Origin of the sequence: Ruminococcus sp. CAG:57, from assembly GCF_000435935.1 — a bacterium.
Lineage (GTDB): Bacteria > Bacillota > Clostridia > Oscillospirales > Ruminococcaceae > Hominimerdicola > Hominimerdicola aceti.
In genome coordinates this window covers 1-20,945 of the sequence record NZ_FR890736.1, presented here as the reverse complement: position 1 = coordinate 20,945, position 20,945 = coordinate 1, and the positions used below count along the sequence as shown (strand labels likewise).

The following is a 20,945-nucleotide window of genomic DNA, read 5'->3' as shown; positions in this document are numbered from 1 at the left end:
AAATTATAGGAGGTGTCTTATGACAAATAAAGCAGACAGACCATTTTCAGAGGTTGCAGCAACCCCTGAAAATGCAAATTGGGAAAAATTAATTGCTCGTCCCTCAGCGTTATACAACAGAGCAGATGATGTAAGAAGTCCTTTTGCACGAGATTACACAAGGATACTTCATTCCACAGCGTATAGACGGTTGAAGCATAAAACCCAAGTGTTTTATAATATAGATAACGACCACATCTGCACAAGAATGGAACACGTTGCTCATGTTGAATCTGTCAGCAGCACTATTGCAAGTAATCTCGGTTTAAATACGGAGCTTACAAAGGCGATAGCAATGGGGCATGATCTGGGTCACGCTCCATTTGGGCATCATGGTGAAACTATTCTAACAAAGCTTTGCCAGAATTATATTTCTAAAGATATGAAATTCTGGCATGAAAAAAACGGATTATATTTTGTAGATAAAGTTGAACTGCTGGCTGACAATTACAACGATTACAAAAATCTTGATCTGACATATGCGGTCCGTGACGGAATAATCTCGCATTGCGGTGAGGTCGATGAAAACGGAACAAAGCCAAGAACAGAATTTATATCATTAGAAGAAGATTTTAAGGAAGCAGGTCAGTATGCACCTGTAACATGGGAGGGGTGCGTTGTAAAATTATCTGACAAGATAGCTTATGTCGGACGGGATATCGAGGACGCAATTCAGTTAGGCTTTATTGACGACGAAGCGAAGCATACTCTGAAAAAAATGGCACAGGCAAACGATATAAACGCTATCAACACAACAGTAATAATGCATAATCTTATTATTGACGTATGTCAGAACAGCTCTCCTGAAAAAGGAATATGCCTTAGCGATAAATTTCTTTCACAGTTGAATACCATAAAGCAATTCAACTACGATAAGATATATAACAACGAGCGTTTTGATGCGTTCAAAAAGTATTCTGAGCTGGTTTTATCGCAGATCTTTGAAACGTTGTACAAACTATATGACGGAAAGCATTCTTTTGAATCACTTGATACGGCAAAAAGATATTACCCTTTGCTTATATCTTCTTTTGAAAAATGGCTTGCAAAATATTGTGTTACTGATATTGTACCCGCTGGAGAATTAAGATCCGAAGCTTTGACTTGTGAAAACATAAAAATATATGGAAGCCTAGAAACAAATTTGATCTATGCACAGGCAATAATAGATTTCATTGCAGGAATGACAGACAGATTTGCTGTAAAGCTTTTTAATGAACTTATCTCTTATTAACATTGCATAAAAAATGGTGCCTTGATCTAATGACCAGAGCATCATTTTTATTGATGTTATTAAAGGAAAGGCGCTTATATTCTCTTTGCTAGAAATTCCTTTCCTGCCTTATCGGTATCAAGTATCGCCTTGATAAACTTTTCTTCTGTAGGCTCGCCAGGAACATAAGTCCACTCAACAACGCTTGCCGCCTTATGTGCAATGGCTGGGACATCTTCTTCTGTCAGAGCTATCTCTCCTAATGTGCATGGCAGACCTATACTGTGGTTGAACTCAAAAATGTGCTGACGTTCTTCAAACTGCTCGTCATATGTAAGCAGGCAAAGCACGCCGAATGAAACTATTTCTCCGTGGAGGTGGTCATGCTCGCACTTTGGAAACAGCGAAGCGCCATAGTAAACGCAATGGGCAAGAGATGAATTATAATAGTAATCGTCCTTTGGATCGGGGTTGTTCTGATGAACAGTAAAATTTGAAACAAGACCTGTTGTAATGATAATATCAAGAGCTATCTGCTCGATATTCTTTGAAGAAACGTTATTTCTGCAATCCTCAAGTGCTTTTTTCCGTAGGATACAAGCGGTTTTGTGCATGCCTCTGCAAGAACTCTACCAAGCAAAGGCGTATGGGTCATATCCTTATCACGGCAGGCAAAGACCACCTCGTACTCTTTGCTGAGAGCGTCACCTATACCAGCCCAGAAAAGCTTTTCAGGTGATTCTGCGATTATTTTTGTGTTGATGAAAGTATGGAGCGCAGGTGCTTTGAGGTAAGCATATTCCTTGAAAGTGCCGTCAGCGTTGTAGATAACAGATATTGCCGTGCAGGAAGCGCAGTTTGAGGCAAGGGTCGGGAAAGTGAAAAACGGCTTGTCCATTCTGTCACAAAGGGTCTTTACAGTATCAACAGCACGTCCACCGCCAACACCAAAGACCATATCTGCATTTTGCACTTTCGGCATAGCTTTAAGCATTTCAATGTTCTCATAATTTGAGTCGCCGCCATACCATATGAAGTCGGTTATCTCAAGGTCAGAGCCTTTGAGAGCCGCAAGCAGTTCAGGCTTAGCCTTTTCCATAGCGGTCTTTCCACCGATAACAACAGCGGTTTTTCCATAACGTCGGGTAACATAAGGTATTTCTTTGTAGCAATCGTCGCCAATAGAGTAGCTTGGTAAAAATTCGTTGTAAGACATATTCTTTCCTCCGTTATTTTTAACGGCATTTTCTACCGTCATAATTATATGATTTAATAATACAACTATTTATAGAGTAATTTTGTGATATTTTGTTAATAATTATTAAAAATATATCAAAAAGCGGCACTCCCACTGAAAAATGCTCCCCTCTTTCTGAAAAATCTGCTTAGTTTCATTGACCGAAACACCTCCCTTACTCGTCAAGATTTCTGCTCTTGATAACGAAAAGTCCCTGCGGACGCTTCTGCAAAAAGATAATAACGATAAGCAGAACAATAGCTTTTGCGATAGTTGATGAAGTATAATTCTCTGTAAAAATGCTTGCAGAGCCTATTATCACAGAGCCGATAGCAGTGCCGAGAAGCTTGCCGACACCACCGAGAACGACTGCCATAAAGCTGTTTACTATGTAGCTCTGACCCACAGTCGAGTCGATAGAACCAAGAAGCGCCACCAAGCAGCCTGCGATACCGGTAAGACCTAAGCCGATAGCAAAGGTAATGTTATCCACCTTGCGTGAGTTTATGCCCATATATTTCGCCATTGTTCTGTTTTGCATAACAGCTCTCATCTGCTTACCGAAGTTTGACTTATACATTATAAACCACACCAGAAGCAGACAAAGTGCCACAAGAAGAATGATGAAAAGTTGTTGTATGAGAATGTACAGCCGCCTATCTTTATTCCACCGTTTAAGAATGACGGTGCTGTTACGTTTACACCCTGTGTGCCGAAAATGCTTCTTGCCGCCTGCTGTAAAATAAGGCTTATGTCCCTGTTGCAAGCAAGCCGTCTATCTCTCGCCCGTATAATCGGGAGATGATAAACTTTTCAAGCAAGCTTCCAAGGATGAACGTCACACCGAATGCGGCAGGTATCGCAACAAAATAATAAACGTCACGAATGCTTTCGGGACAGTATTTTACGAATATCTGCTGAACGACATATGTTGTATATGCGCCTATCATCACAAACTCTCCGTGAGCCATGTTTATGACCCTCATAAGTCCGAAGGTTATTGCAAGGCCGAGAGAAGTAAGAAGTCTGATAGATCATTCTGTGGGCTTCTTCCTCGGTGACACCAAGGCGTTCAATAACATTTTTTACGCAGAAAGCTCTTGGAGCTTCTATATACACGCTTACGGTGTTGTCATAGTCACGCAGCAGGTGATTTGCACATTTTCCAATGATAATGCAGGATTGCTGCTTGGCAAGCTCCTTGATTATCTTCGCCTGAATATTGTAAAGATTAACGTCAGAAATGAAGCTCTTGTCCGTCGGCTCAACGATATCGTCCTTATTCGCAGACTTCATAAGCCTTTTGATAAGGTGGTAGCCCCTCAGCTTTTCGTCCACCTGAAAAAAACAGATCCTTGTTTATTCCGCTGTAGTTTGAAGCCATGCTGAGTATCTGGTTTTCATAGCAAGGTATCCCAAGCTGTTTTGAAAGAGCAAGTCCGATCTGCTTTCCTCCGCTTCCGAAGCCTCTTGCTATGGTAATAACGAAATTGTCCATTTCTATCACCTCCTGTGCTTATAGTATAGCACAGGGGTCAAAAGATAAAAACACTAAAAATCAGAGAAAACCCTATATTTTTCAGACAAGTCACAATGATTGCTTATATTGTGCAGGGGAAACGCCAGTTATCTCTTTGAACACCTTTGTGAAATAGTCTGCACTGAAATAGCCAAGCTCCTCGCTTATCTCATAGGCTTTCATGCCGCTTTGCCGCAGAATCACTTTTCGCGCTGTTCGCCCTGTCTGCTTCTTCTTTAGCCTGCCACATTTACACCTCGGCTGTTTCACGCTTTTTAAGCTCATTTTGAAGTATCTGCGAAAGTCGGTTGAAAAGCTCGCCAAAACGAAAAAGCTCATATGCTCCCTTTGGGGACACACGGACGTTTGAAAGGTCAAATTCGGCAGAATTTTCATTACGCTTTGAAAGGCTCTCGGAGTAGTCGTTTATAGGTCTGACATAAAGGCTTTCAAAAACTATCAGCACTATGCCCACAATAACAAGTACGCTCGCTGAACACACAAGCTGTATCACCAGTGCAGTTTCACGTCCTGCGGCAGCGCTTTCCACCTCTGCGTCAAGACGTTTATTAAGAGCCTGACGAAAGCGTTCTATAGGCGACATTATCATAGTTTTGGAGTCGTTATAAAAGCTGTCATAAAGTATCTCACGGGAACGTTCCTTCATTTCATCAGGGCTAAGATCACTGTATTCCTCAGGCAGGGTCGTATTCTCCACAATGGAAACATACTCAGCCAATCTGCCGTCCTTGCTGTCACCAAACTGTTTTGCTGTTATCCCTTTTGCAGTGAACATAAGATTCATTGACACTGTTTCGGTCTTTATGAGAGTATCAGAATACTTTTTGGCTTCCGCAAGAAGCGCAGTTTCGTTCTCAGGAGGGTCAATGGCGGAAAGGCTGTTTATAACACGATCACGAGTCTTTTCCTCATAGACCTCATATCAATAATTATAAAGGTGTTCGATATCCCCTGTTACGGAGAATTTTCTAACTTCATCGGTAAGATAATCGGAAGCGTCCGCAAGCTCCTGTCCAAGGTCAGAAAGCTCTCCCCTGTTTGATTGTGCGGTATTTTCTCTGTCGATACACCGGGTCATATATCCGCTGCTCATTAAAGTAAGAGCCGTAATAAGAAGAAACACCACAACTGCACAAATGGTGATATTGCGGCTTTTGAGCGCACTTCTACCCTTCTTTTTATTGACTTTCACAGAAAACACCCCCCCACAAAAAAAATAAAAAACGCCCTGTGAAAAATTACACGGAGCGTCATTGCCCTTAAATTATTACCTGAAAATTACATCATATTTTTGCAATTTTGTCAACTGTTGTGGTATTTATCTCACGGGAATCAATTTTCAAAACAGAAGTATAAAATAATCACATTTTTATTACAAACTGTACAACAGGAGAAATTTGTGGAATGGTAAAAGTAAAAAGATGGCAAATTGTTGTTATAATGAGCCTTGAGCAATACAATCAGATTATGAAGGCAGCACACAATGAGTAATATCTTGCTATGATCGACAGGTCTATGGATCAGCTTTCAAGCTGAAACGGCAAGCAGCACAAGCTTATCGAGGTGAACGATGAATAAACTATGGTCTGACAGGACTTGGGATGATTGCCTCCACCTTATTTATGATACTTTTTTTGAGCTGGATATATGCTTCATATGAAGGAGCAGTATTGCCTATGAGCCCACTTTTAAACGATTGCACTTTATTTTCATCATTTCTCTGTATTCGTTCATTTAATGGAGTTATTGTGATTTTATCTTTGTTTTCCACAATATAAATGCAGTCATTTCTTTTTATGTGTTCAAGAAGTTCGGAGTAATGTGTGGAGAAAATAAGGGTTGCTCCATGTGGATTTACTTTTTTGTTCGTGAAGAATCTTATCAGCGTTGATACGATCTCATGATTGAAGTGGTTCTCTAGGTCATCGATTATAAGATATCCACCAGTTTCAAAAAGAGATATGGCTCTTCCAAAGACATTTATTCCTTTTATTGTTCCTGAAGATAAATAGGTATTGAGTTCCGCAAGATCATATAATATTCTCTCTTTTTCGCCTCGAAACTTAAGATATATAACCGTTTTTCCGTTGTTTTCCTTGGTATTTATATATTCTATCTTGGGATCAAAATAAGATAGAACACTTAGAGGATATTCCTTTAAGAGTTTGAGTCTGTTTATATTCGTGATTTCAATCATATCAGTAAATACGATCGTTGTTTTTTCTGCTTTTTTGTATCCTACGATAATGCTCATATCGTCTACTAGGTATTGTTCATCATCTTTTCTTTTCATAATCGTTGTTGCCGAAGAAAAGTCAAAAATGTTTGTTTTGTTGTCAGATGTGAGCAACTTCCTGGATTTAATATATTCCTCTATTATTGTATAGCGTTCATCTGCATATTTAATAACAGTGTGTAGCAGATTTACAGTATTGCAATTTACAAATACAATGTTAAAAACAATCTCATTCTGCTCGTTGCCTTCCCCAAGTATTCCGCAGTATTTTATATTATTTATTTGCTCGTTGTTTAAAACAGAAAAAACAAAAGAAATAAGCCTTAAAATTGTGGTCTTTCCGGAAGCATTGATTCCAAAAAAACTTTCTATATTATTTGTATACAGCCTGTTAGCGTTTGAGGAAGACAGCTTAAACATTCCTTCGGTATCATTCGAGGTTGTTCTTTGTGTGTTTATAAAGTTGATTTCACATTTTCCATTGTATAGTGGAAGACCTTCGGCAGATATTTTTAAAACCTTAATCACCGATTATCAGCTCCTTTCAATGCTATTATAATACAATCGCTTGAAAAAATCAAGCATAAAAACGCATTCTTTGTTTTTATATCCTGCTGTTTTATCCCTTATAGTATGCCCATTATATATACAAACGATCCTATTAGAGAAAAAAATGCAGGTCTGACGTATAAATTTTTTTTGGGTGCTAAAATATTCGACGATTCTGACAAAATATCCACCTGCTTTGGGTCATTATACTGCCCCATTTTCTTCGTGTTCAGCAAAATAAGTATTTATACACTTTCTGAACGTCCCCTAGGTCAATTTCCAAATCACTGGTATATGTACGACATCATCCTTAAATGTAACACTGCCGGACAAGACCACATAGTCCACCGCCGGGTATCTGTCGTCCGATAATGCGGCCGACACTGTGCATTTCCTAACAGGTTCGCCTTTACACGCTATCTCTACTACACTGCTGGGGTCAAAACAATCCAAAAAACCTCCTAATCGCATTGCATTTTTCCTTCTTTCTTTTCTGCCGTAAGGGTTTTTATTGCGTCTATTATTTCTCCAGTCCTCGTGTACCAATTTACAAGCTCATTCTTTTCTATAAGATCTCTTATGATCGGCTCGACCACAGGATAATAATCTTTACGTATACATATGTGATTTCCAAAACCTTCATACAGGTGCGTATAATTTTTCGGAGGCTTTGTGTGCTTGAAGTTCCTTTCGTCCTTACTGAGGTAGAACACGAACTCAGTTCTGCAGGATTCATCTGATTCAGGACCATTCCAATAGCAATCATCTAACGCAGGAAAATACTCCTTGACCTTTGAATATGGCATTTCTTCAGAAAAGAAAAGCGAGAACTCCTCACCTTCGGCTGTGATAAATTCCATAAGATTGCCGACCCCCATAGCACCAGGCTCGGCAAGAGTAAAGAACGCTATGTCTTTAAACATTTCTTTTGTATATTCTTGATTTTTTACGTTTGCCAATTTCATATCCACCTTTCATATCACTATTCATAATCATATGGTTCTAATAACATTTGCCAGCTTTTGGATAGAGTGTCTCCTCATCATTAAAAGCTTTAATAGTATTCTGTATCTGTTTTTCAGAAAAGCCAAAATACGTCATCTCATATAAAACCAACGCTGTGAATTTAACATCACCATACTTCGCAATGCTTGCTTCATCGACCGTATAACCTAAGACCTCATCCCAAGGAACTGCCTCGATACTGTAGGTTTTGTTATCTGATCTATCGAGCAAATAAACGTTGTAAAGATTTTCACCTTCGTCCTGTCGGTCTTTCAATTGTTCAATGAATAAAACTTCATTATCAGACTTCTTTGGAGTCTTCTGAGATAAAGTCTTTAAAGCATCTCTTATATTTTTATTAACTGAACACTTGTCTTGACATTTGATAATCGCTAAAAATTCGCTGACAACCTTAAATTCATCGCAGCTTTGGAGCACTTGATAAAAGTACATCATATCTCCCCCATTATGATTCTGAATCATTCATGTCAATAACATAATCATTTATCGAAAGCCACGCCACTATATTTTCTTTACCCATATAGAAACACCCCTGTTTGAAATACCCTGGCTCATCATCTGGGTTGTAGGCATGCGAATGCCAAGTTGCTACGTCTAACCCGCCATTCTTATATAGCACGACACAGCCTGTCATATCCTCTGGTTTTTTCTCATTTAAGTTTATAAACTCCGATAGTGGAATATTCAACTTCTTCTTTGACATAAAAATAACCTCTCCTCTTATAATCACATATCCTACAACTCATTCATATAGTTTTGTGTGTATTTACCCCAACAGCTTAGCATTTCATCATCTGAAAACTTCCCGCCATATAGATAGTCCTTCAATTTTCTTTCCGCCTTTACAATCTCATCTAGGTTCGTTATATTCTTTGGGTCGCTCTTTATTACTTCAAATATTCTTTTCAAAGCATGTGTGTAGCCCTTTCGACCATAGGATTCTCTACCTTCTTCCCTTATCTTTGGTCGTAAATTATGTGTGACTATGTGTGAAACAGTTTCATCTATCCAGGACATCTGGTGATTAAAAGACATTCCAAAAAAGCTATCCTGAACACGACCGCTTTCCACGTTGCCCACTCCTTTCATACTCATCTTCTCTATATTTATAGTATAACACGCTTTCACCGTTACGTCTAGTACGTTATTTGTCACATGCCAAACTATTTATAATTCAACAAACGGCACTTATAGTACCATAATAATGACCACGGTATAATCAAAACGAGCGTACACCAAATCGGTATACGCTCGTTTTGTCAAAAAGCTATTACTCTGAAATATATTTTTCAGCCTTTTCCTTGAATCTCTCGTGGATTTCTTGATTTCTTTCTTCGACAACTTCGTCAATAAGCTGTGAAAATGTATTATTGATATTTACCTTGAGAAGTTCCTGCGTCTTTGTTGACAGAAAATAATCAAAGCATATCTCGAAAATGCATTTGAAAATATGTTCGTATTTTTCCTCAGGCTTCATACTATCCCAGCCTTTTTCCGCACACTGCGAAATCATAGCTCATATCGTCCCTGTCAGGAGAACTGTAGCCAAGCTCCTCCGGAACATCAGGCACGCCCTGCTGTGCTTCGCTTTCAAAAGGGGGTGGAACAAACTCTGCTTTGGGCTTTGTCTGCGGTCTGCAAAGTGCATATATCATAACAAGCAGCGTCACCGCAAAGCAAACCGCCAGCACAGATACTATCAATTTGCCGTCATCTTTTTTTGCTTATTCATCATGAGACCCCTGAATCGTCAAAACTTATTATCTTCTCTGCGATTTTTCCGCAACTATCCAGTTTTCACCGCTCTGAGTTATAGTAAACTTCTCGCTGTCAACAAAGTCGGTCGGGTCAAAATTATATGTGCCTGCAAGAACGTGAGGCAGATATTTGCTGTTTGGATTTTTGTAGATCGTACTTGAAATATTTGTAGTACCGCTGATATTTACTGTACCTGTATTATTGATAACTACGCTTTTATTCGCATCTTCATTTGTAAGAGTGCAGTCAGTTATATTTGCAGTACCCCTCGAAACATAAACAGGAGTATATTTTGTGGATATCTTACAGCCTATAAGATTTGTTGTGCCGCCCTGCACCATTATCGGACCTTCGTCGCCGTTAAGAGTGCCGTTTTTGATAGTACAATCTGCGCCATTGTTCATTATCTGTCCTGTGATAGTGTGACCGTTAAGGTCGAGTTCGATAACAGTGTTCTTTTTGCAGTTTATGCGGCTTTTCAGTGTGATATCGTCATCAAGCTTTATCTTTCCGCCTGCTGCCACAGCGCTAACAAGGTCGTTATATGATGAAACTGTTTTTACATCTGTATCTGCATTTTCCGAAGCTTCTGCAATATTTACCGCTACGTTTCCTACTTTTGTAAGAGCGGTAACATCTGATGAAAGCTCGCCGTTTAGGGTAAGAGCCGTGCTTACTGTAAGGCTTTCATCATCAACAGCCTTGCTCTCGGCTGTAGGTATGGTAAATTCGTCATTTGTGAAAGTGCCTTTTACAATGCTGTATTCATCAAGAGGCTGGTATGTAAAATCAACGTCGATTGCCGCATTGGAATGGTTTGTAACGCTTATATCATTGCCCTTTGCAGACCATTCGCACTTGGTATCAATGTCATATTCGTGGGTTTTAGCGTTCCAAGTCTTTGTTCCGTTCACGCTGTATGTGAACTCCATTTCGCCCCACACAACGTCGGCACTGATAGTTTTTGAAGTCTTGATATCCTCAACATACTTTGCATTTACGCCGATATCCTTTTTGATGTCAGCGTCATCAGCCACCGCTGCAAACGCCGCCGTGCTGAGTGTTGCCACAAGTGCAAATGCCATTGTGATAGAAATTGTCTTTTTCATAAGTGAGTTCTCCTTTTTTATAATTGATTATATTACTTACATATTTGGTGTTTTGCCGTATCCGTCCCACCTTCCGTCCGAGCCAAGGTGCTTCCCGTCCATAGTGGTGTCTGTTGCCATTACGCCGTCGCTGTGAAAATAGTACCAATAGTCGCCTATATTCGCCCAGCCTGTTACCATTGTGCCACGCTCGCTGAAATAGAACGTCTGTCCCTCTGACCCAGGAGGGTCGGTAAGCCAGCCCATGTGCATTGCACCTGTTTCATCATAATAGTAGGTCTTGCCCTCCTCGTATCCCAATGGGCTTACAAGCCATGCGGAAAGCATTGTGCCGTCAGCTCCCAAATAAAACCGATTATTGCCGTCTACATACCAACCTGTTTGCATTACGCCCATAGGGTCAAAATAGAACATCTTTCCCTTTGCACCCAAGGGGCTTATGAGCCAGCCTATGTGCATTTTTCCGTCATCATCAAAATAAAAAGTTTGTTCATTAAACCCATCAGGGCTTACGAGCCAGCCTGTGTGCATTTTTCCGTCATCATCAAAATAAAAAGTTTGTTCATTAAACCCGTCAGGGCTTATGAGCCAGCCTGTGAGCACCTTGCCGTCTTCATCGGCATAATACCATTCTTCTCCGCCGTCCTTAAACCAACCTTTCACCATATTGCCGTCTTTATCAAAATAGTACCAATCACCAGTGTCCTCATCCTTTACCCAGCCAGTTTCCTTATAACCAAGTCGAAAATAATACTTTGTGCCGTTCACGTTTGCCCAGCCGTGAGGATAGACATTCACTGTAACAGTGCCGGTAGTCTTGCTTTCAAAATGCTCTGTTGGTTTACCTGACAGGCTCAACTTACAATTCTTACTTTCTGAGATAGGCACTATTAGCTCACTGCTTGAAAAATAGCCTTTTATCTCGTCCATGCCCTCTGCTTGTTTGTATGAAAAATCCGCCATAACACCCACATTCCCTGTGTTTGTCAAAGTAAAATTTCCGCCGCTGTCAGACCAACCGCCGCCTTTATATGAATGGGTCTCAGGATCCCACTGCCGATCTGTATAGGTGAACTCCAAAGAGTCCCAAGTGATGTCGATGCTCACCTGCACTTTTGAGTCAGAATTATCCGCAGATGCAGAAACAGGCACTAACAACGCCGTGGCAATTCCCATAGCTGCAAAAAAAGCTTTTACCTTTTTATCCATATTTCACCTCTCATCATCTGACATTATGACAGCCGCCATAGTGTCCACCATTGCTTTCTAAACTTTTTTAGTATCATAGTTCATCGTCTACAGAAACACTTTCGCTGAGTTTTTCTATCATCGTCATACTGTTTTCTATTATTCTCATTTTCATTGTTTAACAAACATCTCTAATTAACAGCATGAATATTTATAATAATTATCTATGATTCTTAACAAAAAGTCAATAATATTTGCACAAACGGCAAAAAAGTTGCACAAGCGGTAGGTGATTTGGTGTACGGAAAGCAAAGCCTCCCACAGAAACAATTTCCGTGGGAGGCTTATTATATCGAATATTTAATTTTCTCATTCATCGTCCTCTCCCACAGCCGAAAGCTTTTTATATCGGCGGTGTTCGATTATCTGCTGTTTGTGCTGTTCAAAATACTCGTCATATCTGTTTCTGCCAAACTTTGCTATCAGCTTATGATTATAATTCATAAGCTTAGCCGTAAATTCATCACTATCAGCATAATACAAATTAAGAAAATCATTATGATCATATCTTTGACCCTTTCGGTCAAAGTCAAGCAGGTCAAGAAGCATGGCGGCATTAAAATCTATTTTCAGATCCTTATGGCTAAGGTTTTCTGCCTTTTCATCACCCACCATATAAACATGATATAATTCTGAGTCGGCAATAAATCTGTATTCATAGCCACCCTCTTTATTCTTTAATGAAGCGGTGATAATTGCTTTTTTACTCTTGATATCATTATTGAAAAGACCCTTTATACGGCTGAGCAAACGATATGTTTCATAAAACTTCTTCTCTTTTATATCTCCACGAAGAATGTTTTCCTCAGAATCCTCCTTGCTGAAAGACTTATTTCCGGCTTCGCTTTCAAACAATGCCTTTGCCGCAACAGCGTTCCAATAATTTTTCACATATACGCCCTGACCATTGTCCTGATCCTGTTCTACTCTGAAATATCCGCCCTCAGGATAAATAGAAAAGGTCGTTTTGTCAAGCTTTTGCGAGAGGCTGTGCCTTTTTGCATCGGCGGCAGCACCACGGACGCTGACGATAATAACGTTTCCAACTATTCTTATAATGCCTATGGCAAGATTGGCGGCTATCACAAAAGGCAGGATAAAGCCCCATGTAATAGCAAAGGTCGCACGCAGAACAATAAGGATTATCCACAAAGGCCCCCATATAGTCATACCTAGATCGACCTCATATTCCTCACGAGTCATCTCATCTTCAAGGAGGACAACTTTTGAAAAGTTATTATACACAGAACCAAACACATTGAAGCCCTTTCGCCCTATCCTAAACGGAAAGCCTGCCGCAAATATCCAGCAAAGCACGCCTGAGATAAGTGCAGTGAGCCAATAATATTCAAAATATTTTGCCTGCTTGAAGCTTATTTGCCTGTTCAGAATTTTATTCACAGGCTTTTGCAGTGGAGTCACTTTACTAAAGATATTTTTCAGGCTGTTATCAATATCAGTATACGAAGCCTTTTCACCGTCTTTGACAACGCCAAAGGCACTTCCCACAGTGACGATCTGCTTTGAGTTTTCAGCTATGTACTTATCATATCTGTCATCATTTCCTGCAATCTTCGGTATAGCAAAGGTCACAATGACAAGTGCGATCACAAGTATCACAAACTGCATCAGGGCTGTAACAATGTTTTTCATTTTCCATATGTTCCTTTCAAATATGATCTTCTAAATACATTATAATATATTGGAAGAGATTTGGCAAGAAGTATCATAAGATTTTTTCGCCATCATAAAACAAAAAAGAGCGACTGAAAATTATCAGCTGCTCTTTAGTTTACAAGAAAAAACGATCATTATCGAAATAGCAATTGCAGTCCCATAACTATCATCCAGATATACACACCGCTTTTGTCAATGATTCATAATAGCAGGTGATCGTTTTATGCTTATCCCCAAAAAACATTTACTCTTTCCTTTCTCATTATCGTTCTATTTTGAACCATTACAACATATTCTTCATTATCAGTCAGAAAAAAACCAGCGAAGAAGCAATAATGGTTTATTAGGTATCGCAAATTTATTAAAGCGAAACAAAATGCTCTGCGGAATCACACTCTCCGCAGAGCATTTTGTTTTAGTATAGCTTTCCGTTTTTCTTGTAACCACCGTCAGCCTCAGAATATTTAAGACACATAAACTGCCACTTGTAATTCCATTGTGGGCTGTCATAGACCTTTTCTCCGACTTCCAGCAGATAAGTCACTCCGTCTATCTTTATCTCGCCCCAGAAGTGCTGTCCTCCGCCCTTGCGGTTGCCCATAACAAGGTTTGCGTCATATCCGAGATAAACCATCATTTCCACCAGTGCGCCATTGTAATCAGAACATTGACCTTCTTTGTAAACAAAGATATTCTTGCTATGCGAGCCTGTCGGTATCCTGCCATATTTCAAATTCTTTCTTATCCAGTCCGCAGTATATTCGATCTTCTTTGCCGCCGACCAATCTTTCTTGAAATGCTTTGAGGCAAAGTTTTTAAGTATCTTCTTCTCCTCTGCTGTAAGAGTGTGCGTCGAGGTTTTTGTTTTCTTGCCCTGAACGTTGTAGATCTTATAAGTGCTGTGGCTCTTCTTTGTTGCCGCATTAAGTCTTGAAACAGTGTTTATCTTGCATTGGATACCCGTCCAGCTACTGTAAACCACCTTTCCGTTTATGATCTTATAAGCCCTCATTTTGAAGTGATAATTCTTTGAACCTGAAAGGTCTGATTTTGTATAAGAGGTCGTGCTGTTCTTTGTTATCTTCTTGAGCTGAACATAATCGTTATAGCAATCCTTTGGCATACTATAGTAATCGTTATGTGGGATAGTCCACTCATCGCCCTTGCACCAGTATATCTGATATCCATCAGCCTTTGTGTTCTTCTTCCAGCTTATTGTGACTTTCTTATTATAAGCCTTTACAGTCATTTTCGGAGCAGATAACTTTGTGTTGCCTTTTACTGTTATATAAGGGCCGGTCTTAGAGTTGTATTCAAGCTTTACGGCATAAGTATAACTCGTTGCCTCTGAAAGCTTCTTGTCAGTATAGCTTGTGGAACTCGTGACCGTCAGACGCTTGTAGGTCTTTTTCTTTGGATCATAGCGATAAACCCTGTATTTGCAATTACCGATCTTATTCCAGCTAAGCTTTACAGAAGTGGTAGAGTCAGCGGTAGCCTTAAATCCCGTTGGCTTTCCAAGAACGATCTTGAATGTTGTCGAAACAGGGTACCTGCTTTCGTAGTTTCCGCCAAGAGTAACAACAGCGGTCGCTGTGCCTACATTTATGTTATTGTAATATGTTACAGTATAGTCAGAACTCTTGATCATATTTCCGTCCGCCTTGACAAAAAGGCTCGGTCTGACAGCTTTGCCGGTATAATCCACATCAGCTATCTTTAGTATCTCGACCTCAGAAACAGCTTTCGGGCTGATAGTGAAAGGCACTGTCACATATCCTGTATAGCCGTTCATTCCTTCTATGGTCATATAGCCTGTTCCGGCATTCACATTGTTTGTATATGATACATTATAATCAATGCCACGTCTTAGCACCGCACCACTAACTGTAACAACAGGTGCAGGAGTTTGAGCGTAGCCCGTGTAGGTGCAGCTAGTATCCACAGAAATATTCTCGCTGGATATTTCAGACTCTACAACGCTATACTCAAAGGAATCGGTTCCATTAAAGTTGCCGATACCTTTAATATAAGCATAATGCCAGCCCAGCTCGCCACAGTCGTCCTCATATTCGATTTCATAGTCAACGCCCTCAGCAAGCACAATATCATTGTATGTAACATTAGGTTTTGGCTGAACAGGTTTACCGGCACAGTAGCTCTGCTCATACTCGCAGTCAATATCCGCACGGTAAATATCAGTTGGCACGATATTAAAATTCTTTGTAAAGCTTCCTGTGTAATTACCTATACCAGTGAAAGTAGCCGTCGCTGTACCTACGTTTATGTTGTTCTCATAAGTAACAACATAGTCCTCGTCCTCAGTGAGCTGGTAATAGTTGTTGCTGTCCATAAGAGAATAGCCATAAAGCGTCTTTTCCGTGCCGTCATACGTCTGATCGCCTTCATACCAACTGTTATACATATCCTCAGTCAACTGAATGGCTTCATCGTTTTCCGACGTATAAAGACCGACTTCCTCTCCGCCAGCAGGAATTTGCTCCTCTGCCTCAGCTCCAAAGCATACCACTGCACTTTGCAGTGCAAGACACACTGCCACTGCCGTCGTAAGCGTCCGCTTAAATAACTTCATATTATTTTTTTCCTTTCCACTATAATTTCTCACATATTACTAATTTTATCACAAAGATGTGACAATGTCAAGATAAAATACAACAAATAGAAAGCCTCATGACATTCAGTTAGATCGTGAAGTGGAGGATGTAAAATACGGTGATACCACACAAGAATAAGGAGGTCTGATTATGATCTCTGAATTTGTACGAGAACAAAAAAAGATATATTCTGACGGCTTGATAGAATCAATATAAAGGAAATTTTATATCGGTATATATGTTCAACGCAGCGTATATACAGATTTTTGTTTCAAAAAGTTTCTTAATTTTCTGAAATTTAAAAGCAGAGTTTTGTACACATACAACATATTATACTGTATATGCGATAAAATTTAGTCATATTGTTCAATTAATCTACGAAAAATTGTGCTAAAATACGAAAATTATTTGTGTAAACGTTTTACTTAAATATTTAAGTTGACTTATTTTACTTTTAATAATATAATGTTTTACGTTGACAGAGTTAAGGCAGCAACGCACGAGGATAATGCAGTGCTGCCTTAGAATACCGGTATTTAAAAAATAATTGTATAAGAGGAGCTTTTTATGGTACAGAACAAAACTTTTTCTGCAAAGGCATTACAGACTTTTGTTGCTGTAATGTTTGCCGTAATAACCTGCTTCGGTTTTATGACAACACCGACCGCAGAGGCGGCATCAGGATTTTATGTAAGCGGTACTAGTATCTATGACGCTAGCGGAAACAAGTTCGTTATGCGTGGCGTGAACATTGCTCATGCATGGTACACAGAGAAGACTGAAACTTCTATCAAGGGCGCTGCAAACAACGGCGCAAATACCGTAAGAGTCGTACTTGCAAACGGCTCAAAGTACACAAAAACAAGCGCACAGGAAGTAAAGAACATCATCAGCTGGTGCAAATCAAACAAGCTGATATGCATTCTCGAAGTACATGACGCAACAGGCAGCGACAGCACTTATGATCTTAACAAGTGCGTTGACTACTGGAAGGAAATGAAGAACGTTCTCAGCGGTACTGAGAAATATGTTATCGTAAACATCGCAAACGAGTGGTACGGCACATGGAACGGAAGCGCATGGGCTGACGGCTACAAGTCTGCTATCCGATCTGTAAGAAACGCAGGCATTACAAATATGCTTATGGTAGACTGTGCAGGCTGGGGACAGTATCCTGACAGCATCAAGGATTACGGTAAGTCTGTTTTCAACGCAGACTCACAGAAGAACACCGTATTCTCCATTCATATGTATGAATACGCAGGCGGAAACGCGTCAACTGTAAGAAACAACATTGATAACGCACTCAACATCGGTGTGCCTGTTGTTATCGGCGAGTTCGGCGGTCAGCACACAAACGGCGACGTTGATGAGGCTACTATCATGAGCTACTGCACAAGCAAGGGCGTAGGCTATCTTGGCTGGTCATGGAAGGGCAACAACTCTGACATGAGCTACCTCGACATTGCAAACTCATGGGACGGCTCAAGCCTTTCTTCATGGGGAAATACACTTATCAACGGCTCAAACGGAATTAAGGCAACTTCTAAGATCTGCTCAGTTTACAGCGGTTCAGGAAGCTCTTCCGGCGGTTCTTCTTCAGGAACTTCAACAGATTCCAACGGCGGAGTTCTCGGACTTGACGGAACATATTACATCAAGAGCGCACTCAGCGGCAAGTATCTTGACGTATACAAGGCAAAAGCTGACAATGGCACAAACGTTCAGCAGTACAGAGGTACAGGCGGAAACAATCAGAAATTCAAGCTTGTAAGCGACGGAAACGGCTATTACACTATTTACACAGGTGCATCAAATTACAAAAGCTGTCTTGACGTATACAACTGGAGCAGGGACAATGGTGCTAACATCAACCAGTGGCAGTATCACGGCGGTGACTGTCAGAAATTCCAGCTTGTAAAGATCGGCGACGCTTATGCTATCAAGACAAAGATCTCAGACTGCTACTCATGCCTTGACGTTTACGAACAGAACACAGCTGACGGAGCAAACATTAACCAGTGGAGCTACTAGGGCGGAAAGTGCCAGCTTTGGTATCTTGAATCAACATCAGGTTCTTCCTCATCTTCATCTTCTTCAAGCAGCTCAGGCAGCAATTACAAATCGATCTTCTGGGGTTCTTCAACTGCTTCAGCATGGGGTCAGGCTGTTTCAGCAATGACTTCAAAGAATGGCGGAAGCTTCAACGCATATGACATTCAGTCAAACGGCTACTTCTACGTTGAATACTCAGGAACACAGAATCAGGTAGAATTTGTTCTTCAGAGCTGGTCAGGCGGAGCAGAGTGGGCAAAGGTTTCACCAAGCGAAACAGGCACAGCAAACGGACACTACTACGCAAAGTATTCTTACAACAACTGCAAGTCAGCATTCGGCACTTCCGATTTCGGCGGAAAGCTGGATCAGATCCATGCAGGTGCAGCAAACGGCACAGTAACGATCTACTCTGTATGCTACTGCTGGTGATCTAAGATTTTTTTCAGACTTCATACTGTTTCACAGCGGTATGAAGTCTTTTTTTATGCAAAAAAGTTTTAACTGTACCTTTGTTTTTCTTCCTTCAAAAAGCAAATAATCAGAGCCTTCTGTTATTTATGAGTTGCCTGTACGAATCGTTCGCTTTAAAATATCAGATGACAGTTATGAAGTAATTGCTACAAATTTATCTGAAAATCTTTTTTCTTCTGATGACCTTAAATACACCGTGGGGCTTAGATATTTTCACGCAATTTTATTTCTTGATTTTATTAGCTTAATGATATTGATAGAAAGCCATGCGAGTTTTTCTTAGATTGTTTGGATCTCTATCACGAATTTCCCTTCGGAGTTCACCTTCAGACGCAATGTCTTGACATATCTATTGCAAAAGTTCTCCATTTCTTTCATGGTAGCGGTCACTTTTGTGGCTTCGTATATCTTGTGAGTAAGCTCCAGAGGGTTCTCTCCAATGAGTGAGGGCAAATGCTTTTCAAGCTCTGCAAAGAGTACAGCACGTTTCAACTCCTCCGTGCCTGCGGTGCAGAAATCATCAATGGCACAATAATAAATGCCGTGCTGTGCAAGGGCATTTTTGATCGCCGTTCCACACTTCTCGTATTCGTACATAACTAGAAACTTTGCTTTTGGCAGGCTCTCGATAAGTCCCCAAAAGTCCGAATCACTTGACACAATAATAAAAGATGTTATCCCGTCACGGTAGAAGTCCGTGACTACGCTTGCGGTCATTCGCACATCGACCAGTGACTTTCTGTCTGTCACTCGGTCGATCTCTATATGTTCAACGGGTATCTGAGTGAATTTATAAAAGATGTTATCCCGTCACGGTAGAAGTCCGTGACTACGCTTGCAGTCATTCGCACATCGACCAGGGACTTTCTGTCGGTCACTCGGTCGATCTCTATATGCTCAACGGGTATCTGCGTGAATTTTGAGAGCCAATCCCAGCCTGCGGTAGTGTTCGGATCGTCATATAGCGTGATCTTCTCGATCTTAGCAAGTTCCTCCTGATTCAAGCCTTTCAGAACACTATAAAGCTTGTATGGATCAGAGTTCTCACAATCGACAGCTATAGCTGTTTTCTCGGTGCTGTCGATAAAATTATAGATATTGTTTCGTGTTTCATCATCTGCGTCCCGATATTTCGTATAATCGGTGAAGCTGTCATTATGCTGACCGTAGATGATCTTCAAAAACTTACGGTCGGAATAGATGATGCTCCCGACTTCGGCAGGTTGCCAGTGAATATACATTTGAAATGGATAATGCTCGATGTTCGCCATGTACTTGGTGAACTCCTGCTTCATGACACCGTTCTTGTTGTATTTCGGAACAAAGAACAGATCTCGGATATACTCCCAATTCAGCCAATCGTAAAACAGATGAGAGCACTTGTCGATATTTTCATTAATGAGCCTTGCTTGTTGTACTTCGGGACAAAGAACAAGTCTCGGATATACTCCCAATTCAGCCAGTCATAGAACAGACGGGAGCATTTATCAATGTTTTCATTGATGAGCCTTGTGAAATCCTGCATATACTTCTCTGAACGGCAATTCGCTTGGATAATGGTAAATCCCCATTTTTCAAGCTGTTTGATATTATCCGTATCGTACCATTCTATGTTATGCAAATTTTTGAGCTGAAACCGCATCAGATCATCGGTCTTTTTGAATTTCTGCATCAGTACGGTTCGCAGCTTACATAAATATCGTATGGTAGTAGCGTCTTTGTCGGCTTGGAGCTTCTCGATAAGTTCGGAACATTCACCGTAACTCACGGTCAGAGCTGACATTCGGACGCCTATCATATAGGCTATAGTAGTAACTACCTCTTTTGTATCAACGGTCAAGTAAAACCCTCCTATTCATTTAATATGATCTTCAATTGCCGTCATTATCCTGTTGAGCCGATTTTATCATGGTCTTGCTGATAGAGATTTCTGCGCTCTCCACCCGTTTGATTTTCTTGTATAATACACAGTTTACTAATTCTTCGTTTTTGTTATCCATTGCGATTCACCTCCGCTCTGCTCTATATCCTGATTATAGCACAACTGGCGGTATATTGCAACGCTATTTGTTTGCAGATTGACTTTTTCGGGGCAGTTTGGTATAATGAGTATAAGTGAGATGTAATACGGTTTTCTCGCTAAATCGGAATTTGAAGAGGTTGTGTAAA

The 20,945-nt window shown here is 40.4% G+C and carries 25 protein-coding genes and 1 pseudogene; 3 read left to right on the top strand and 23 right to left on the bottom strand.

Features of this window, described 5'->3' with window-relative positions:
• The first annotated feature begins 19 nt into the window (after positions 1-19).
• A complete protein-coding gene (locus tag QVO88_RS06935; RefSeq protein ID WP_022287773.1) occupies positions 20-1,273 on the top strand; it encodes a deoxyguanosinetriphosphate triphosphohydrolase family protein in 1,254 nt (417 codons plus the stop codon).
• Between the two features lie 74 nt (positions 1,274-1,347).
• On the opposite strand, the pseudogene QVO88_RS06930 reads toward QVO88_RS06935, so the two are convergent.
• From QVO88_RS06930 to QVO88_RS06850, 19 genes and pseudogenes are all read right to left on the bottom strand, one after another.
• A pseudogene (locus QVO88_RS06930) lies at positions 1,348-2,468 on the bottom strand (iron-containing alcohol dehydrogenase family protein).
• Between the two features lie 196 nt (positions 2,469-2,664).
• Positions 2,665-3,102 (bottom strand): hypothetical protein, encoded by a 438-nt coding sequence (locus QVO88_RS12330; protein ID WP_329963649.1) that lies wholly within the window; start codon positions 3,100-3,102, stop codon positions 2,665-2,667.
• Between the two features lie 136 nt (positions 3,103-3,238).
• Positions 3,239-3,460 carry an ABC transporter gene (locus QVO88_RS12325; protein ID WP_022287770.1) on the bottom strand — a complete coding sequence of 74 codons (222 nt, stop codon included), beginning with the start codon at positions 3,458-3,460 and terminating at the stop codon, positions 3,239-3,241.
• Positions 3,369-3,785, bottom strand: a complete 417-nt coding sequence (locus tag QVO88_RS12320; RefSeq protein WP_081855930.1) for a cytidylate kinase-like family protein — start codon at positions 3,783-3,785, stop codon at positions 3,369-3,371. Before QVO88_RS12320 ends, QVO88_RS12325 begins: the two co-directional genes overlap by 92 nt.
• A complete protein-coding gene (locus QVO88_RS06920; protein WP_022287768.1) occupies positions 3,769-3,987 on the bottom strand; it encodes a cytidylate kinase family protein in 219 nt (72 codons plus the stop codon). The genes QVO88_RS12320 and QVO88_RS06920 overlap by 17 nt, the downstream gene beginning before the upstream one ends.
• Before the next feature lie 90 nt (positions 3,988-4,077).
• A complete protein-coding gene (locus QVO88_RS06915) occupies positions 4,078-4,293 on the bottom strand; it encodes an AraC family transcriptional regulator (RefSeq protein ID WP_265290380.1) in 216 nt (71 codons plus the stop codon).
• Positions 4,259-4,813: a hypothetical protein gene (locus QVO88_RS06910; RefSeq protein WP_022287767.1), complete on the bottom strand. Its 555-nt coding sequence runs from the start codon at positions 4,811-4,813 to the stop codon at positions 4,259-4,261. Before QVO88_RS06910 ends, QVO88_RS06915 begins: the two co-directional genes overlap by 35 nt.
• Positions 4,814-4,951: 138 nt before the next feature.
• Positions 4,952-5,221, bottom strand: coding sequence for a hypothetical protein (locus QVO88_RS06905; RefSeq protein ID WP_022287766.1), 270 nt, complete (start codon positions 5,219-5,221; stop codon positions 4,952-4,954).
• Between the two features lie 387 nt (positions 5,222-5,608).
• Complete coding sequence (locus QVO88_RS06900; RefSeq protein WP_022287765.1) at positions 5,609-6,793, bottom strand: ATP/GTP-binding protein; 1,185 nt, start codon at positions 6,791-6,793, stop codon at positions 5,609-5,611.
• A gap of 482 nt (positions 6,794-7,275) precedes the next feature.
• Complete coding sequence (locus tag QVO88_RS06895; RefSeq protein WP_022287763.1) at positions 7,276-7,773, bottom strand: hypothetical protein; 498 nt, start codon at positions 7,771-7,773, stop codon at positions 7,276-7,278.
• 43 nt (positions 7,774-7,816) lie between these two features.
• A complete protein-coding gene (locus tag QVO88_RS06890) occupies positions 7,817-8,275 on the bottom strand; it encodes a DUF6557 family protein (protein WP_265290379.1) in 459 nt (152 codons plus the stop codon).
• Between the two features lie 10 nt (positions 8,276-8,285).
• On the bottom strand, positions 8,286-8,543 hold the full coding sequence (locus QVO88_RS06885; RefSeq protein ID WP_022287761.1) for a hypothetical protein: 258 nt from the start codon (positions 8,541-8,543) through the stop codon (positions 8,286-8,288).
• 32 nt (positions 8,544-8,575) lie between these two features.
• Positions 8,576-8,929 (bottom strand): hypothetical protein, encoded by a 354-nt coding sequence (locus QVO88_RS06880; protein WP_022287760.1) that lies wholly within the window; start codon positions 8,927-8,929, stop codon positions 8,576-8,578.
• A 181-nt stretch (positions 8,930-9,110) separates the two neighbouring features.
• Positions 9,111-9,353: a hypothetical protein gene (locus QVO88_RS06875; protein WP_265290377.1), complete on the bottom strand. Its 243-nt coding sequence runs from the start codon at positions 9,351-9,353 to the stop codon at positions 9,111-9,113.
• Positions 9,319-9,543, bottom strand: a complete 225-nt coding sequence (locus QVO88_RS06870; protein WP_022287758.1) for a hypothetical protein — start codon at positions 9,541-9,543, stop codon at positions 9,319-9,321. Before QVO88_RS06870 ends, QVO88_RS06875 begins: the two co-directional genes overlap by 35 nt.
• A gap of 57 nt (positions 9,544-9,600) precedes the next feature.
• Complete coding sequence (locus tag QVO88_RS06865; protein WP_022287757.1) at positions 9,601-10,707, bottom strand: hypothetical protein; 1,107 nt, start codon at positions 10,705-10,707, stop codon at positions 9,601-9,603.
• Between the two features lie 36 nt (positions 10,708-10,743).
• A complete protein-coding gene (locus tag QVO88_RS06860; RefSeq protein ID WP_022287756.1) occupies positions 10,744-11,916 on the bottom strand; it encodes an N-acetylmuramoyl-L-alanine amidase family protein in 1,173 nt (390 codons plus the stop codon).
• A 348-nt stretch (positions 11,917-12,264) separates the two neighbouring features.
• Positions 12,265-13,608: a hypothetical protein gene (locus QVO88_RS06855; RefSeq protein ID WP_022287755.1), complete on the bottom strand. Its 1,344-nt coding sequence runs from the start codon at positions 13,606-13,608 to the stop codon at positions 12,265-12,267.
• Positions 13,609-14,047: 439 nt separating this feature from the next.
• Positions 14,048-16,225, bottom strand: coding sequence for a transglutaminase domain-containing protein (locus QVO88_RS06850; RefSeq protein ID WP_022287754.1), 2,178 nt, complete (start codon positions 16,223-16,225; stop codon positions 14,048-14,050).
• 589 nt (positions 16,226-16,814) lie between these two features.
• On the opposite strand from QVO88_RS06850, the gene QVO88_RS06845 reads away from it, so the two are divergent.
• Both QVO88_RS06845 and QVO88_RS06840 read left to right on the top strand, forming a co-directional pair.
• Positions 16,815-18,281 (top strand): cellulase family glycosylhydrolase, encoded by a 1,467-nt coding sequence (locus QVO88_RS06845; protein ID WP_022287753.1) that lies wholly within the window; start codon positions 16,815-16,817, stop codon positions 18,279-18,281.
• Between the two features lie 93 nt (positions 18,282-18,374).
• Positions 18,375-18,734 carry a hypothetical protein gene (locus QVO88_RS06840; RefSeq protein WP_265290429.1) on the top strand — a complete coding sequence of 120 codons (360 nt, stop codon included), beginning with the start codon at positions 18,375-18,377 and terminating at the stop codon, positions 18,732-18,734.
• A gap of 321 nt (positions 18,735-19,055) precedes the next feature.
• Here QVO88_RS06840 and QVO88_RS06835 read toward each other — a convergent pair whose 3' ends face one another.
• The 4 genes from QVO88_RS06835 to QVO88_RS06820 are packed head-to-tail and all read right to left on the bottom strand — an operon-like array spanning position 19,056 to position 20,776.
• Entirely contained in the window at positions 19,056-19,526 is a 471-nt protein-coding gene (locus QVO88_RS06835) for an NYN domain-containing protein (protein WP_022287751.1), read from the bottom strand.
• Between the two features lie 11 nt (positions 19,527-19,537).
• A complete protein-coding gene (locus tag QVO88_RS06830; protein WP_288177856.1) occupies positions 19,538-20,230 on the bottom strand; it encodes a hypothetical protein in 693 nt (230 codons plus the stop codon).
• On the bottom strand, positions 20,128-20,616 hold the full coding sequence (locus QVO88_RS06825) for a hypothetical protein (RefSeq protein WP_022287749.1): 489 nt from the start codon (positions 20,614-20,616) through the stop codon (positions 20,128-20,130). Before QVO88_RS06825 ends, QVO88_RS06830 begins: the two co-directional genes overlap by 103 nt.
• A 31-nt stretch (positions 20,617-20,647) precedes the next feature.
• Entirely contained in the window at positions 20,648-20,776 is a 129-nt protein-coding gene (locus tag QVO88_RS06820; protein ID WP_022287748.1) for a hypothetical protein, read from the bottom strand.
• Between the last annotated feature and the right edge of the window lie 169 nt (positions 20,777-20,945).